The sequence below is a fragment of the Arthrobacter sp. D3-18 genome, assembly GCF_054408525.1.
Genome location: NZ_CP096440.1, coordinates 4,464,272 through 4,477,931, shown reverse-complemented (window position 1 = coordinate 4,477,931; position 13,660 = coordinate 4,464,272). Strand labels below are relative to the sequence as shown.

Below are 13,660 nucleotides of genomic sequence, written 5' to 3'. Positions count from 1 at the left end.
CCGGCCGCCCGTGACTAGGATGGGGGGGTGAATTCGACCTTCAGCCTTCGTCCTGCCCGCACCAGTGATGTGGCGGCCATCAAGAGGCTTGTGGCGCCCCTGGCCGAGGAACGGATTCTCATGGCCAAGGAGACGGTGGCGTATTACGAGAGCCTCCAGGAATTCCGGATCGCCGAGTCTGATGAAGGTGAAGTCATCGGCTGTGGCGCTCTCCATGTGATGTGGGAGGATCTTGCCGAGATTCGCACCTTGGCCGCGGCTGACTCATGGCGTGGGCGGGGTGTGGGGCACGTCTTGGTGGAGAACCTGCTGGAGGAAGCCCGGGCGCTTGGCGTGAGCCGCGTGTTTTGCCTGACTTTTGAGGTGGACTTCTTCAAGCGCCACGGATTCGAAGTCATGGCGGACCAGTCGGCCGTGGATCCTCAGGTGTACTCCGAGCTGCTGCGCTCGCACGACGAAGGTGTGGCGGAGTTCCTGGATCTTGCCCGCGTGAAGCCCAACACCTTGGGCAACACCCGCATGATCAAGCAGCTTTAGCGCTCTCCCTTTCAAGTCCCGCATCAAAAGCGGCGCGTCAATCAACCCTGCCCGATTATGAGTGATTTATTAACTCTTCTCTTATATCCAGTTGATGGATAAACTGATCAAGGCTTGCTGGGGAAGCTTCCACCACATCGGTCAATTGAGAGAAGATCATGCAGTCCCACGCCTCCTTTTCAGATGTTTCAGAACTCCAACTCAGCGTGCGCGGTCCCGTGTTCACGCCTGCCGATCCGGGCTTCGCTCCCGAAGTAGCGGCCTTCAACCTCTCTACACAACACCAACCTGATCTGGCCTTCGGCGCCCTCGACGCAGAGGACGTTTCCACGGCTATTCGCTGGGCGGCTGAACGGGGAATGCCCGTTTCCGTTCAATCCACCGGACATGGTGCCACCAACGCCATCGAAGGCGGCCTGCTCATCAGCACCCGCCGGATGCTGGAACTCAGCATCGATCCCGTTGAGAAGACAGCCCGCGTCGGTGCGGGCGTCCGCTGGAAGGCCGTGGTGGATCTCGCCGCGACCTTCGGCTTGATGGGGCTGTGCGGTTCCACCACCGACGTCGGAGTGGTGGGTTACACCTTGGGCGGCGGCCTGCCCATCCTAGGGCGCAAATACGGCTTCGCTTCAGACCACGTGATCGCTTTCGAGCTCGTCACCGCCGACGGCACGCAGCGCCGGGTGACCAAGGACGAGAACTCGGAGCTGTTCTACCTTCTCCGCGGCGGCAAGGGGAACCTGGGCATCGTCACTGCCATGGAATTCCACCTCTTCCCGGGCTCGGACCTCTTTGCCGGCGGGCTGTACTACGACGGTGAGCATGCCGCTGCGGTCCTCGAGCAGTTCAGTGAGTGGGTGACCTCGCTCCCCCAGGAGGCATCGGCGTCGTTGGCTTTCCTGCGGTTGCCGGACATGGACATCGTTCCCGAGCCGTTGCGCGGCAGGTTCGTGGTCCATCTGCGTTACGCCTATCAGGGTGACGCAGCGGTGGCCTCGCAACTGCTGGAGCCGATGCGCCAGAGTGCGCCTTTCATGATGGACGGGACCGGCCCGCTGGACGCCACGCAGTTCGACACGATCCACCAGGACCCGGACCAGCCCGTGCCCGTACGCGAGCGGGGCTTCCTCTTGGACCGCTTGGACGATGGAGCCAAGGAAGCGATCCTGCGGCACTTCGGCCCCGGCGTCGAAAGTCCCGTGTTGATGGCTGAGGTGCGGCTGCTCGGCGGCGCATTGGCCAAGAGTGCCGAAGGCGAGGACACTGTTGGCGCCCGCGACGCAGCGTTCAGCTTCTTCATGGCAGGCATGGCGGTCCCGCCGCTGGCGGAGCTGCTTCCGCTAGTGTTCGACGCCGTTCGTGAGGACCTGCGCGAGGCCTCCAATGGCGGGACTTTCGTGAACCTGCACGGCCACTTTGTTGACGCTGAGGACAGGGAGCGGGCCTGGGGTCCGACAGTTCGAGAACGGCTCAGGAAGGCAAAAGCGGAGCTCGATCCGAAGAACATGTTCAGTTTCGGGCATGTTGTGGGGCTTCCGGTCATTGATCAGACCGTGCTGCTTGAGGACGTTGTTACTGCCGGCGGCGACGCCGTCCTGAACAGCTGAAAGGGGATGCGAACAATGGACCATAGGGTCACGTTCCCCGATTTCTCCGCTTTTCAGATTGACATTCCGCATGGGTCATGGCCGCACGAGGCCTCCTGGCAGGATGCGGGGCACTCGAACCCGGATCTGTACTCGGCCTTCTGGCCGGAGTACCAAGCCCGGAATGAGTCCGAGGCGGTGACAACACAAGCTGCCGAGGACTAACGGATCCAATGGATCAGCGGAAGGGACAGTCATTGGGGGCTGTCCCTTCCGCTCTTAAGTGATGAGCCCCGTTCTTTAGGCGCCGGCACCGCTATTTATGCACAGGCAGACCGCTAGGCCTACCGTGGCCCCAGTGGCCGGTAGTAGGGTCAGAGCACCAGCCACAGCACGCCCAGGAGCATCACATGAAAAAGCTCATCAATGATCCACGCGCCGTGGTGGACGAGTCCGTTGAAGGTTTCGGCATGGCCCATGCCGACATCGTGGACGTCCATCCCGAGCCTAAGTACGTCATCCGGAAAGGTGCTCCTGTTGCGGGCAAAGTCGCCCTGATTTCCGGCGGAGGCAGCGGCCACGAGCCCCTGCACGCGGGCTTCGTGGGCCTCGGCATGCTGGATGCAGCAGTCCCCGGCGCAGTCTTCACCTCACCCACACCTGACCAGATCATTCCGGCGACCGTGGCAGTGGACTCAGGCGCCGGCGTCGTCCATATCGTGAAAAACTACACCGGCGATGTCCTGAACTTTGAAACCGCCGCCGAAATGGCTCAGGCCGAAGGCGTGCACGTACGTTCGGTGCTGGTAAACGACGACGTCGCGGTGGAGGACTCGCTGTACACGGCTGGCCGGCGCGGCGTTGGCGGAACTGTCCTCGTGGAAAAGATCGCAGGGGCATCCGCCCAACGTGGTGACGACCTGGACGCCGTCACGGCCATCGCCGAGCGCGTGGTGGCTAATGTGCGGACCATGGGTGTGGCGCTGTCCGGCTGCACTGTTCCGCACGCCGGGACGCCGAGCTTTGAGCTCGCGGAAGATGAGATCGAGATTGGCATCGGCATCCACGGTGAGCCTGGCCGGCACAAGATCGCAATGGAAGGCGCTGACGCCATCACGGACCGCCTCTTGGAACCTGTGCTTGAAGATCTTGGCTTGGCGTCCGGGGACAAGGTGCTGCTGTTCGTCAACGGAATGGGCGGCACACCTCAAAGCGAGCTGTACATCGTGTACCGGCGGGCGGCCCAGGTCCTCGCCGAGCGTGGAGCTACCGTGGAGCGCTCCTTGGTGGGGAACTACGTGACGTCCTTGGAGATGCAGGGCTGCTCCGTGTCCGTGCTGCGCCTCGATGACGAGCTGACCAGGCTCTGGGACGCTCCTGTCCACACGGCTGCCCTACGGTGGGGAGCCTGAGCATGGGGTTGGGCGTTGATTGGGCCGTTGATTGGCTGAAGCTCTCCGCAAAAGCCATGGCCGAGCACCGGGTGGAACTGATTGAGTTGGACCGTCCTATCGGCGACTCGGACCATGGCGAAAACATGGACCGAGGTTTCCAAGCCGTGCTGCAGAAGCTGGATGAGACCCCGCCTGACACTCCGGGAGCAGCATTGAAAGCTGCGGCGATGGCACTCATGTCCAAGGTGGGCGGAGCGGCCGGACCGCTGTACGGCACTGCCTACCTCCGGGCTGCTACCTCGTTGGGGGACAACAGCGATATTGATGCGGAAGCGCTGGCTGGGGCCCTCGCAGCCGCCCGGGATGGAGTGGTGGCCAGAGGCAAAGCCGAGCTCGGGGACAAGACGATGATCGATGCTTGGGCGCCAGCGGTCGAAGCCGCCCAGCAAGCCGCAGCGGGCGGCTCTGACCCCGTTGGCGTGTTGGAAGCGGCCGCGGAAGCTGCCGAAACAGGGGCCATGGCCACGGATCCGTTGGTGGCACGCAAGGGCCGGGCCAGTTACCTGGGGGAGCGCAGTGCAGGGCACCGCGACCCCGGTGCCGCTTCCACTGCCCTGCTCCTTCGCGCGGCGGCAGCTGCAGCTGCAGGCTCCACCGGTGACACGGGAACTGACGCCGTATGACAGTGGGGCTAGTGGTTGTATCGCACAGCAGCAAGATCGCTGAGGGAGCGGTGGAACTTGCCGCGCAGATGGCTCCCGACGTCGAACTCGTCGCCGCCGGGGGAACGGACGACGAACGAATCGGAACCAGCCTGGAGAAGGTGCTTGCCGCCGTCGAACAGTCCTTGGTTGATTCCGGCGGCGATGGCGTGGTGGTGCTGACGGATCTGGGCTCGGCCGTGATGACAGCGGAGTCGGCGGTGGAGTTCGCCAGCGATCCGGACGCTGTGCTCCTTGCTGATGCACCGCTGGTTGAGGGGCTCGTGGCTGCCGCCGTTGCCGCCCAAGGAGGTGCCGGCGTCGAGGATGTCTGCAAGGCGGCAGAGGCTGTGGCTTTTGGCAACGTGCCCGCAGGCGTGGGGGGTCCGGAGATCCCCGACGACAAGGATGAACCAGATGCAAGCGGTGACTTCGAGCTCATCAACCCCCTTGGAATGCATGCCCGCCCTGCGGCCAAGATCGCAGGGGGCCTGTCCGGGCTGGACGCGGAAGTGACTGTGAACGGCGTCGACGGCATGTCCATTATGGCGCTTATGGCGCTCGCCGCGGGTAAGGGTTCCACCCTGCGGGTCGAAGCCCGTGGCAAGGATTCGTTGAAGGCCGTTGAATACGTGGGGCGGCTTGTGGAGGAAGGCTTCGGGGAGCTCTAGCCGGGAGATTTTCTCCCAAATATTGCTAAGCACACTGATTAGTGATGTTGTAGAGGTACAGGTTCACTACAAGGAAGAGGTACGAAACATGGGTGCTGACGACAAGATGGAGAACGCTGGCGAGAAGCTTGGTGGCAAGGCTAAGGAAGCTGCCGGAAAGCTGACTGACAACGAACGCCTGGAAGCCGAAGGCAAGGGCGACCAGACGAAAGCCGACCTTAAGGGTGCCGGTGAGAAGCTGAAGGACGCTTTCAAGAAGGACTAAGAATCCAGGCAGGGCCGCTGCAGTTGCAGCGGCCCTGCCTTGTCTTTGAGGCGATTGTTATGTGAGGCGCCGGTCGGCGGCGCGCTATCTGATGGAGGATCTTCGTGAACATACTGGTGAAACTTTTCGGCCTGGCAGTCAGCCTCGGAGCCGGCACGATCGCAAACAAGACACTGGAAGGTCTCTGGGAGAAGAGGACCGGTAAGCCCGCCCCGAAGGATGGCACGGATCTCAACGACTCCCTGCCCGGCGTCCTTGTTTTCGCGGTTGTTTCTGCAGGCGTTGGAGCCGTAGTTCACGTTCTCACCCAGCGGGGCACCAAGAGCGCCCTGGCCCGCATGAAGAAGACGGCTGACGAGGTCTAACAATGGCTATAGCTAAGTTCCCGAGTGTTGTCATCGATTGTCCCGACGCAGCTGCATTGGCTGCCTTCTACGGCGAGCTCTTCGGCTGGGACATCGAGGACAAAGGTGACTGGTTCGATATCCGTCCCAGCGACGGCAGCAACTGCATCTCCTTCCAGCAAGTGGAGGTGTACCAACCGCCAAAATGGCCCGGCCAGACCATCCCTCAGCAGATGCACCTCGACATGGTGGTAGAGGACTTGGACAAGGGGGAGGAAGTGGCGCTTTCCCTGGGTGCCACCAAGGCCGACCACCAGCCCGGAGAGACGTTCAGGGTGTTCCTTGACCCGGCCGGGCACCCGTTCTGCCTCTGCCTGAGCTAAGGGCCGGCGCCTTAGCCCTGCTGGGCCGCCCATTCATCGACGCGACGGTTGCTCTCTTCCTCGGAGAGGTCCTCAACGCGCGTCATGATGGACCAGCGAACGCCGAAGGGATCGCGGATGCTTGCATAGCGGTCACCTGATACGAACGTGGACAATGGCTCGCGGATGGTGGCCCCGGCTTGCTCGGCTTTCCTGACGAGTCCATCTGCGTCCTGGCAGTAGAGGCCGAGGGAGTAGCAGTCGTCCTCCCCGCTCGGCGCCGGGACCAGATGGTATTCCGGGCTGGGCTCGCCCAGTTGGAGGTGCCCGTTACCGAAGTCGAGTTCGGCGTGAACCACGATCCCGCCCATTTCGGTTTCGCCTACAACCCGGGCGCCAAACACGTCACAGTAGAACGCGATGGCTTCCTTGGCGTTGGGCACCGCAAGGAACGGCGTGAGGCTGGTCAAGCCGTTCGGGATGCCGTGAGTGGTGTATTCGCCGTGGGCTGCCGTGGTGGATTCTGTGCTTGTAGTATCTGTCATGGCTATGACGCTACGGGCTTTCCGCCCGGTAGCGCTTGAAGATTTGCGACAGCTTTGATCCGCTTGGAAAGGGTCCAATGGAGGGTTCGTTCAAGGGCATCCTGTATCCGGCAAGACTGCCAACCTTTCACCGCTTTCCGGCCCCGGCTTCCGTGACTGACCTGGTGCAATGGTTCTGGATTCCGGAGTGGAACATCGAGCCCGGGCGGTCGTCCCGGCAGCACGTGATCGCCTACCCCACGTCCAACCTGGTGGTGCAAGGCGAAGCCGTCGAATTCTCCGGGCCCACTACCCGAGCGGCCTACCGCGACCTGACCGGCGAAGGCTGGGCTGTTGGCGCGCTCCTCCGCCCGGCCGCGGTGCCGCTGTTCACCGACAACCCGGGAGCTCTCCGCGATCAGGAAGTCGTTTTGGTGCTGGCGAACCTTCACGAAGCCGTGTCAGCAACCATGACCCCCTCTGCCGGTGACACGCACGACGGCGGCGCTCGCCGCGAGGGTGCAGTGGAAGCCTTTGTTGCGTGGCTGGTTTCCCTTGAATGTAAAGCATCCGAGGAAGCCTTGCTCGCGAACCGGATGATGGATGTCATTGCTTCCGAGCCGGACGTGCTCCTGATTGAGGACGTGGCATCACGTCTAGCAGTGTCGCCGAGAACCTTGCAGAGAATCGCCGGAAAGTACGTCGGGCTGAGTCCCTCCGCGCTGATCCGGCGTCGAAGATTGCAGGATGCGGCTGAGCGCACCCGGTCCGACCCAACAGCGGACCTTGCCGCGATCGCCGTCGAACTTGGCTATGCAGACCATGCGCACCTAACGAACGACTTCCGGAAGTACCTGGGCTTCACTCCGAGTGGCTACCGGAAGTCGTTCGGTACAACGCCCGGGTGACTTATACGTCTGGGGGCATGAGTCCGTCAGTTGTCCTCTTCAGAATCGTCGTCTGAGGTGTTCAGTAGTCCTCGCTGTGCCAGATCCGCCTCTTCGGAGGCTTCCGGAGGCAGCGGCTCGGTGGCGTCCGGCACGTCGCTGGGAGCGTAATCAGCAAGGCCTGCGGCGACGCGTTCCTGCTCCGCGGCTTTCTCGTAAACGTCGTCGTCGATGTCCTCGGGCATCTTGCCGTGGCCGGAACGGTCGGGATTCGGCAACGCGTCGTCCTGTGGAACGATGACGTCCTCGATGGCTTCGCCCGCGGTGTTCTGTTCCTCATTGGGGTTGGACATAGCTACTCCTTCTGTTCTGGTGGTTACTTGTTTTCTCCGGATCCGGGCTCGCTCAGTTTGCGGTTGAATGCCGCTCCTGCCGCGTCGGGCATGACATTGCTGCCAAGGCCCATGGTGCGGGACTTCAGCGAGCCGCCCAGCACGTTGCCGTCACCTTCCATCAGGGCCTTGAATCCTTGTTTGGCGACCAACGCCGGGTCATCTTTGTCTTCCGACCCCACCTTGGTGTGAAGGAGGTCGGCCCGTTCAAAGAAGTCCGTCTCTGTTGGGCCCGGCAGGAGGGTGGTGACGGTGACTCCTGTGTCCTTCAGTTCGTTGCGCAGTGCCTGTCCAAAGGACTGCACAAACGCCTTGGACGCGCCATAGATGGCTTGGAAGGGTGCCGGCGCCCTGGAGATAACTGAGGAGGTGAAGAGGATTCTGCCCCTGTTGCGTTGAACCATGTCCGACGCGACCCATTTGGCGATGACAACCGTAGAGGTGACGTTCAGGTCGATCGTCTTGAGTTCTGCTTCCAGGTCAGTTTCCACAAAGGGTCCGCCCACTCCGATGCCGGCGTTGATGGCGACTGCTTCCAAGGGTCTGCCCAATGCGGCCACTGCGGAGTGCAAGCGACCCATGCCTTGCCTGTCGGTGAGGTCAATCTGCTCTACATACACCTCCCCGCCGAGGCCTTTCAGTTCCTCTGCGGCCGTGTGGATCTTGTCGTTTTCCGCGACGATGACGGTGTCGAATCCGTTGCTGAGGAACTGCCTTGCCAGCTCGAACCCGATGCCACTTGAAGCGCCGGTGACCAAGGCGAGTGGCCTGTCAGTGGTGGTCATGGTGGTTCCTTTCTTAGGTGTGGCCAGTAGTGGGTTCGGAATTCAGCCGGGCCAGGAGCAGCGCCTCAGCAAGGATTGCATTCTGGAAGTCGCCCAAATGGACGGATTCGTTTGCGCCGTGCGCCCGGGAGTCCGGGTCCTCGGCTCCAGTGATGAGAATGCCGGCATCCGGGCAAAGCTTGGACAACGTGTCCACCACAGGGATGGAACCACCCACGCCCATGCAAACGGCCGGTACTCCCCAACTCTCAGCCATTGCATCCAGCATGGTCCGGGCGGCTGGGAAGGAAGTTCCGCCAGCGAATCCCTCGGTCCGGCCTCCGGGAATCAGCCGGACGTCCGCACCAAAAGGGGCGTGGCCTTCAACATGGCGCCGAACTGCTTCCATGGCCTCCACCGTGTTGGTGCCCGGTGCCAAGCTCAGGCTGAACCTCGCCCGCGCGATGGGCAACAACGTGTCAGAGGACTCGGCGACGCTGGGCGCATCCACGCCGATGATGGACAAGGCCGGCTTGTTCCACAAACGGGATGCCACTGTGCCGGTTCCTGCAAGCTTCGTGCGTGGCGGCACCTTGGCATCGGCGCGGAACAGCACCTCGTTGAACTCGGGAACACGATCCGCCGAAGCCTCGGGCTCAAAAACGGGCAAACCGCGCACTGCCACAGCACCGTCGTCGTCATGCAACGTGGCGATCAGCCGCGACAGCACTGTCACCGCATCAAGTAGCGGCCCACCGTAGGTGCCCGAGTGCAGCGCGTGTTCCAGGACACGAACTTCGATGGTCCCCAATATCAACCCACGCAGGCTGGTGGTCAACGCAGGAACGCCCACCTGCCAGTTGCCGGAATCAGCTACCACCATGGCGTCGGCGTTGAGAAGTGCGGGGTGTTCCTGCAGCAGTTGGGGGAGGCTGGGTGATCCGGCTTCCTCCTCACCGTCGATGAAAACGGTGATTCCCATGCCGAACCCGACGTCCAGGACACGCAGCACGGAGCGGAGGGCGGCCACATGCAGGAGCACTCCTGCTTTGTTATCCGCCGCGCCCCTGCCCCATAAGCGTCCGTCCCGCTCCACTGCCTCAAACGGCGGACTGAGCCATAGCGCCACATCGCCCACGGGCTGGACGTCGTAGTGTGCGTACAGCAGGATGGTCGGCTTGCCGGGCTTCGCCGGCCTGCGAGCCACCACTGCGGGGGCACCCGGCCTGCCGTCCGGGCGCGGCGCTTGGAGGAGTACGACGTCGGCCATCCCGGCTTTTCCGAGGAGGCCTGCTACCTCAGCGGCGGCGAGGTCCAGCTGGCCCGGGTCGTAGGCTTCCCACGCCATGGCCGGTATTCGAACCAACTCCGCGAGATGTTCGATGGTTTCCGGAAAGTCTCTTTTCACGGCCTGACGCAACTCCTCCACCATAGGCATCAGCCCACACCATGGCTTTGGAGCCACATTTCCAGGAGCGCCACCTGCCAAAGGACGTTGCTGTTTACCGGTGTTCGACGTTCGTTGGGGTTAGCCAGCAGGCCCTCGATGAAGTCAGAGCGGAAAAGGCCGCGCTGTTTGGCCTCGGGGGCGTGAAGGGCGTCGCCCACCATGGTGAGGAACGGTTCCTCCAAATGCCTCAGTGCTGGTACCGGAAAGTACCCTTTGGGCCGGTCCACCACCTCATGAGGCAGGAGCCGGCGCCCCAGGTCCTTGAGGATGCCCTTGCCGCCCTGGGATGCTTTCAGCTCCGGCGGGCAAGCGGCGGACAGCCCCACCAAATCCTGGTCCAGGAACGGAACGCGAGCCTCAATGCTCCATGCCATGGACATGTTGTCCAGCCGTTTCACGGGATCATCCACCATCAACAAATGTGTGTCCAATCGCAGGACGGCATCCAATGCCGTGTCGGCACCAGGGGCCGCCAAGTGGGTCGCCAGGACGTCCCGGCTGGCATCCTTGCCAGTCCACCACTCGGGTTCCACCATTTCGGCTAGTTCCTGGTTGCCGTGGTCTACGAACGCCGCGGTAAAAGTATTCAGTGCTTCGTGCCGCGCCACGGAAGCCAGGGGTTGGTGGTATCTGTAACCAGCGAACACCTCATCAGCTCCTTGGCCACATTGGACCACCTTGAGATGTCGTGACACGGCTTCGGACAACAGGTGGAAGGCCGTCACGTCATGGCTGGCCATCGGTTCCGACATTGCCGCGATGGCGGCCGGAATGGCGGGAGCGAAGTCAGAGGTGTTGACGTGGAGCCGCTCGTGATTGGTCCCGAAAGTCTCCGCAATCCGGTCCGAGTACGCGAACTCGTTTCCGGAATCACCGCCAGCTCCATCAAAACCAATACTGAAGGTGGACAGCCCGTGCTGGCCCTGCTCGGCGAGTAAAGCCACCAGAAGGCTCGAATCGAGTCCCCCCGACAGAAGGACACCTACTGGCACATCGGCAACCATCCGGCGTCGTACTGCTGTTCGAAGAGCCTCAGCAATGGCATCCTGCCAATCCTCCACGGACCAGTTGGCATGCTGTTCCTTCCGCGTGTATTCGGGCTTCCAGTACTCCCGGTCCCGCCACGTGCCGTCCGGCCTGACGGTCCGGATAGTGGCAGCGGGAACTTTTGCGACGCCATTCAGGATGGTCCGTGGGGCGGGGACGATGGAGTGCCAGCTGAGGTAGTGGTGAAGGGCGACCTCGTTCAGCGACGTGTCTATCCCACCGGAAGCAAGAATTGCCGGCAAAGTCGATGCGAATCGCAGCCGCCCCGGGAGGTGGGCAACATAGAGGGGCTTGATACCCAACCGGTCGCGAACCAGCAGCACCTCATTGCGCCGGGTATCGGCAATGGCGATCGCAAACATGCCCGTGAGGTGGTGAACGAAGTCGTGGCCCCACTTTTGGTACGCCTTCAGAATCACCTCGGTGTCTGATGTTGACCGGAAAGTGAACTCCGGCTCCAGTTCCTGGCGCAGTTCCTTGTAGTTGTAGATGCAGCCGTTGAACGTGATGGCCACCTTGCCATCATCCACCATGGGCTGCGCACCTGCTGGGGAGAGGTCGATGATGCTGAGGCGCTGGTGGCCCATTGCCACCCAACCGGCGTCCCAAGTACCGCGCCCGTCCGGCCCCCGGGAGGTCATGGCCCCCATCATGTCCAGGACTGAATCCCTGGACGCCCGTCTACCGCTGAAAGCTATTTCGCCGGCAATTCCGCACATCGTCATTCCTTGTTATTGACGTGCTGCCAAGGGTGGCGACGCTTGGTGCCATTGCTCCAGCGTCGCGAGGACTGTATGGCTGGCCATCGCTCGTATTGACGTTGCTCTGGTGAGCCACAGTTGCTCCTTGGCAGAGCTGTGGGCTAACTGCATAACCTCTGAACTAAACCCAATAGTAAGCATGCTTACTTATTGAGGGCAAGGGGAAATTACAAGGATGCAATGCTTTTCATCAGAGTGTGGGCAGGTCTTCCGACGTCAGGGACGGTGTTCCTTCCAAGGCCTCATTCAGGTCAGCCATGGCTGAAGAGGACGTCACCGGGATCAAGCGTGACAGGTACTTTCCGCGTGCTGCTTCAATCAAGCCACGGAACAGGCCGAATTCCTCCGGAAGCTCCTCAGGGTGCCACTGCACGCCTACCGTGAAGGTGTTTGCCGGATATTCAATGGCCTCCACGATCTGGTCCTCGCTCCATGCTGCAGCCACGAGTCCCTCGCCGAGCTTATCCACCGCTTGGTGGTGCGATACCGGGACGGCATCCATGCTCAAGCCGGTGAGCCTGGCCAGGGTGGACTCCGGACGAACCATGACGGGAATCAGGTTGAACTGATAGCCGCCCAGCTGATACCTGCCGTTGCCAACCACCTCCGGGAGATGCTGGTGCAGGGTGCCGCCGAGGGTTACGTTCAACAACTGCTCGCCCCTGCAGATGCACAGCAGGGGAATATCCTGCCGAATGGCTTCACGGATGAGAGCCTGCTCCCAGGCGTCCCGTTCCGGGCGCGGCTCATCAGTCTTTTCATGGCGTTCCTGACCATACAAACCAGGGTCAACATCCCAGCCCCCCGGAATGACCAACCCGTCCAAGCGGCTGATGAGAAGCTCGATAACCCCTGCCGTGACGGGTTGTGGCGGCAGCAGGATCGGCACACCTCCGGCCGCCGTGATGGGAGCCAAGTAAGTTTCCGGAAGGAACGCCGCATTAACCGTGCCGCAACCGTCAGTGCCTGCCTGTTCAAGGTAGGTGGTGAGCCCGATGACGGGTTTCATTGCGGTGTCTGTGGTTTCCATGGGGTCCTTCCGGGGCAAATCTTCCCTTAAATTTTAGGACAGCGGACGCCATGTAATGTTTCGACAGTGTCAAAATCGAGTGTCAGTCCGATCACGCCGGTCCTGGTTCTCCGGGCTCCCGCGGGACCACCCTGAAGCGGCGGTTCAGCAGCGACGGAACCCGCCCGCGAACCTCCGCTATTCGCTCGGCAGTCAAGTCGCAATAGATGACGCCCGGCGATTCGCCGGCATTGGCCAGGACCACACCGAAAGGGTCCACCCCGATGGAGTAGCCAGTGGCAAGGGGGCCTGTTTGGTTAGCGGTGACCACGTACGCAGTGTTCTCGATGGCGCGTGCGCGGACCAACGTGCTCCAGTGATCTTCCTTGCCGGGGCCCACAATCCACATGGCTGGCACAAGCAGGACGTCAGCCCCGGCGTCCACCAGTAATCGGGAGCTTTCCGGGAACCTGAGGTCGTAGCAGGTGAGCATTCCGAAGTGCAGGCCTGCGATATTCAGCAACTCCGGGCTTGTGATCACCCCAGGGGAGATTCCGGAGCTTTCCGTGTATCCGAAAGCGTCATACAAGTGCACTTTCCTATACGTGGCTTGCACCACGCCGGCCTCATCAATGGCCACGAGCGTGTTGAATGGCAGGCCATCCGGATTTGCCTCGGTGGTTCCCACAACCACTGGCAACTGCAGGTCCTTGGCTGATGCCGCCACGCTACTGATGAACGGGCCATCCAATGGCTGGGCGACGCCGGCAAGGACGGACGCGGGCTCGTTGCTGGCGTAGAGACTGGACTCAGGAAGTACCAGAAGCTCAGCATCACCGCGGGCGGCCGTCGTCATCAACTGCCTGACCGCTTCGAGATTGCGCTGGGGATCGGTCCCCGCACTGAATTGCCCGGACGCGATTCTCATAAGACAAGAGTGCCGTTTAGCCGGCGGTCAGTGAACCC

The 13,660-nt window shown here is 62.0% G+C and carries 17 protein-coding genes; 10 read left to right on the top strand and 7 right to left on the bottom strand.

Annotation, left to right across the window (positions count from 1 at the left end):
- Window positions 1-27: 27 nt before the first annotated feature.
- From M1D89_RS23075 to M1D89_RS23035, 9 genes are all read left to right on the top strand, one after another.
- A complete protein-coding gene (locus tag M1D89_RS23075; RefSeq protein ID WP_017197002.1) occupies window positions 28-537 on the top strand; it encodes an amino-acid N-acetyltransferase in 510 nt (169 codons plus the stop codon).
- A gap of 158 nt (window positions 538-695) precedes the next feature.
- On the top strand, window positions 696-2,144 hold the full coding sequence (locus tag M1D89_RS23070) for an FAD-binding oxidoreductase (RefSeq protein ID WP_498647340.1): 1,449 nt from the start codon (window positions 696-698) through the stop codon (window positions 2,142-2,144).
- Window positions 2,145-2,159: 15 nt separating this feature from the next.
- Window positions 2,160-2,348: a hypothetical protein gene (locus tag M1D89_RS23065; RefSeq protein ID WP_498647337.1), complete on the top strand. Its 189-nt coding sequence runs from the start codon at window positions 2,160-2,162 to the stop codon at window positions 2,346-2,348.
- A gap of 185 nt (window positions 2,349-2,533) precedes the next feature.
- The gene (gene dhaK, locus M1D89_RS23060; protein WP_498647335.1) at window positions 2,534-3,535 is read left to right on the top strand and encodes a dihydroxyacetone kinase subunit DhaK; all 1,002 of its coding nucleotides are present in this window, start codon (window positions 2,534-2,536) and stop codon (window positions 3,533-3,535) included.
- A gap of 2 nt (window positions 3,536-3,537) precedes the next feature.
- Window positions 3,538-4,200 carry a dihydroxyacetone kinase subunit DhaL gene (gene dhaL / locus M1D89_RS23055; RefSeq protein WP_498647334.1) on the top strand — a complete coding sequence of 221 codons (663 nt, stop codon included), beginning with the start codon at window positions 3,538-3,540 and terminating at the stop codon, window positions 4,198-4,200.
- Window positions 4,197-4,889: a dihydroxyacetone kinase phosphoryl donor subunit DhaM gene (dhaM, locus tag M1D89_RS23050; protein ID WP_498647332.1), complete on the top strand. Its 693-nt coding sequence runs from the start codon at window positions 4,197-4,199 to the stop codon at window positions 4,887-4,889. Before dhaL ends, dhaM begins: the two co-directional genes overlap by 4 nt.
- A gap of 88 nt (window positions 4,890-4,977) precedes the next feature.
- Window positions 4,978-5,154 (top strand): CsbD family protein, encoded by a 177-nt coding sequence (locus M1D89_RS23045; protein ID WP_035760998.1) that lies wholly within the window; start codon window positions 4,978-4,980, stop codon window positions 5,152-5,154.
- Between the two features lie 104 nt (window positions 5,155-5,258).
- A complete protein-coding gene (locus M1D89_RS23040) occupies window positions 5,259-5,519 on the top strand; it encodes a DUF4235 domain-containing protein (protein WP_498647330.1) in 261 nt (86 codons plus the stop codon).
- A gap of 2 nt (window positions 5,520-5,521) precedes the next feature.
- Window positions 5,522-5,881, top strand: a complete 360-nt coding sequence (locus M1D89_RS23035; RefSeq protein ID WP_498647327.1) for a VOC family protein — start codon at window positions 5,522-5,524, stop codon at window positions 5,879-5,881.
- 11 nt (window positions 5,882-5,892) lie between these two features.
- On the opposite strand, the gene M1D89_RS23030 is transcribed toward M1D89_RS23035, so the two are convergent.
- Window positions 5,893-6,405, bottom strand: a complete 513-nt coding sequence (locus M1D89_RS23030; RefSeq protein ID WP_498647324.1) for a VOC family protein — start codon at window positions 6,403-6,405, stop codon at window positions 5,893-5,895.
- A gap of 77 nt (window positions 6,406-6,482) precedes the next feature.
- Here M1D89_RS23030 and M1D89_RS23025 point away from each other — a divergent pair, with 77 nt between their 5' ends.
- Window positions 6,483-7,292: an AraC family transcriptional regulator gene (locus M1D89_RS23025; protein ID WP_498647322.1), complete on the top strand. Its 810-nt coding sequence runs from the start codon at window positions 6,483-6,485 to the stop codon at window positions 7,290-7,292.
- A 26-nt stretch (window positions 7,293-7,318) separates the two neighbouring features.
- On the opposite strand, the gene M1D89_RS23020 is transcribed toward M1D89_RS23025, so the two are convergent.
- The 6 genes from M1D89_RS23020 to M1D89_RS22995 form a co-directional block, all read right to left on the bottom strand.
- Window positions 7,319-7,624: a hypothetical protein gene (locus M1D89_RS23020; RefSeq protein WP_498647320.1), complete on the bottom strand. Its 306-nt coding sequence runs from the start codon at window positions 7,622-7,624 to the stop codon at window positions 7,319-7,321.
- 23 nt (window positions 7,625-7,647) lie between these two features.
- Window positions 7,648-8,448 (bottom strand): SDR family NAD(P)-dependent oxidoreductase, encoded by an 801-nt coding sequence (locus tag M1D89_RS23015; RefSeq protein ID WP_498647317.1) that lies wholly within the window; start codon window positions 8,446-8,448, stop codon window positions 7,648-7,650.
- Between the two features lie 13 nt (window positions 8,449-8,461).
- Entirely contained in the window at window positions 8,462-9,865 is a 1,404-nt protein-coding gene (locus M1D89_RS23010) for a M20/M25/M40 family metallo-hydrolase (protein WP_498647315.1), read from the bottom strand.
- Window positions 9,865-11,643 carry an N-acetylglutaminylglutamine amidotransferase gene (locus tag M1D89_RS23005; RefSeq protein ID WP_498647313.1) on the bottom strand — a complete coding sequence of 593 codons (1,779 nt, stop codon included), beginning with the start codon at window positions 11,641-11,643 and terminating at the stop codon, window positions 9,865-9,867. Before M1D89_RS23005 ends, M1D89_RS23010 begins: the two co-directional genes overlap by 1 nt.
- Window positions 11,644-11,875: 232 nt before the next feature.
- Window positions 11,876-12,715, bottom strand: coding sequence for a gamma-glutamyl-gamma-aminobutyrate hydrolase family protein (locus tag M1D89_RS23000; protein WP_498647311.1), 840 nt, complete (start codon window positions 12,713-12,715; stop codon window positions 11,876-11,878).
- A gap of 91 nt (window positions 12,716-12,806) precedes the next feature.
- The gene (locus tag M1D89_RS22995) at window positions 12,807-13,622 is read right to left on the bottom strand and encodes a carbon-nitrogen hydrolase family protein (protein WP_498647309.1); all 816 of its coding nucleotides are present in this window, start codon (window positions 13,620-13,622) and stop codon (window positions 12,807-12,809) included.
- Between the last annotated feature and the right edge of the window lie 38 nt (window positions 13,623-13,660).

What these genes read in the sequence shown, in the direction of transcription:
- M1D89_RS23035 (WP_498647327.1), top strand. Translation starts at nt 5,522, where the DNA reads ATGGCTATAGCTAAGTTCCCGAGTGTTGTCATCGATTGTCCCGACGCA.
- M1D89_RS23025 (WP_498647322.1), top strand. Translation starts at nt 6,483, where the DNA reads ATGGAGGGTTCGTTCAAGGGCATCCTGTATCCGGCAAGACTGCCAACC.
- M1D89_RS23020 (WP_498647320.1), bottom strand. Translation starts at nt 7,624, where the DNA reads ATGTCCAACCCCAATGAGGAACAGAACACCGCGGGCGAAGCCATCGAG.
- dhaK (WP_498647335.1), top strand. Translation starts at nt 2,534, where the DNA reads ATGAAAAAGCTCATCAATGATCCACGCGCCGTGGTGGACGAGTCCGTT.
- M1D89_RS23015 (WP_498647317.1), bottom strand. Translation starts at nt 8,448, where the DNA reads ATGACCACCACTGACAGGCCACTCGCCTTGGTCACCGGCGCTTCAAGT.
- M1D89_RS23005 (WP_498647313.1), bottom strand. Translation starts at nt 11,643, where the DNA reads ATGTGCGGAATTGCCGGCGAAATAGCTTTCAGCGGTAGACGGGCGTCC.
- dhaM (WP_498647332.1), top strand. Translation starts at nt 4,197, where the DNA reads ATGACAGTGGGGCTAGTGGTTGTATCGCACAGCAGCAAGATCGCTGAG.
- dhaL (WP_498647334.1), top strand. Translation starts at nt 3,538, where the DNA reads ATGGGGTTGGGCGTTGATTGGGCCGTTGATTGGCTGAAGCTCTCCGCA.
- M1D89_RS23065 (WP_498647337.1), top strand. Translation starts at nt 2,160, where the DNA reads ATGGACCATAGGGTCACGTTCCCCGATTTCTCCGCTTTTCAGATTGAC.
- M1D89_RS23030 (WP_498647324.1), bottom strand. Translation starts at nt 6,405, where the DNA reads ATGACAGATACTACAAGCACAGAATCCACCACGGCAGCCCACGGCGAA.
- M1D89_RS22995 (WP_498647309.1), bottom strand. Translation starts at nt 13,622, where the DNA reads ATGAGAATCGCGTCCGGGCAATTCAGTGCGGGGACCGATCCCCAGCGC.
- M1D89_RS23000 (WP_498647311.1), bottom strand. Translation starts at nt 12,715, where the DNA reads ATGGAAACCACAGACACCGCAATGAAACCCGTCATCGGGCTCACCACC.
- M1D89_RS23010 (WP_498647315.1), bottom strand. Translation starts at nt 9,865, where the DNA reads ATGCCTATGGTGGAGGAGTTGCGTCAGGCCGTGAAAAGAGACTTTCCG.
- M1D89_RS23070 (WP_498647340.1), top strand. Translation starts at nt 696, where the DNA reads ATGCAGTCCCACGCCTCCTTTTCAGATGTTTCAGAACTCCAACTCAGC.
- M1D89_RS23045 (WP_035760998.1), top strand. Translation starts at nt 4,978, where the DNA reads ATGGGTGCTGACGACAAGATGGAGAACGCTGGCGAGAAGCTTGGTGGC.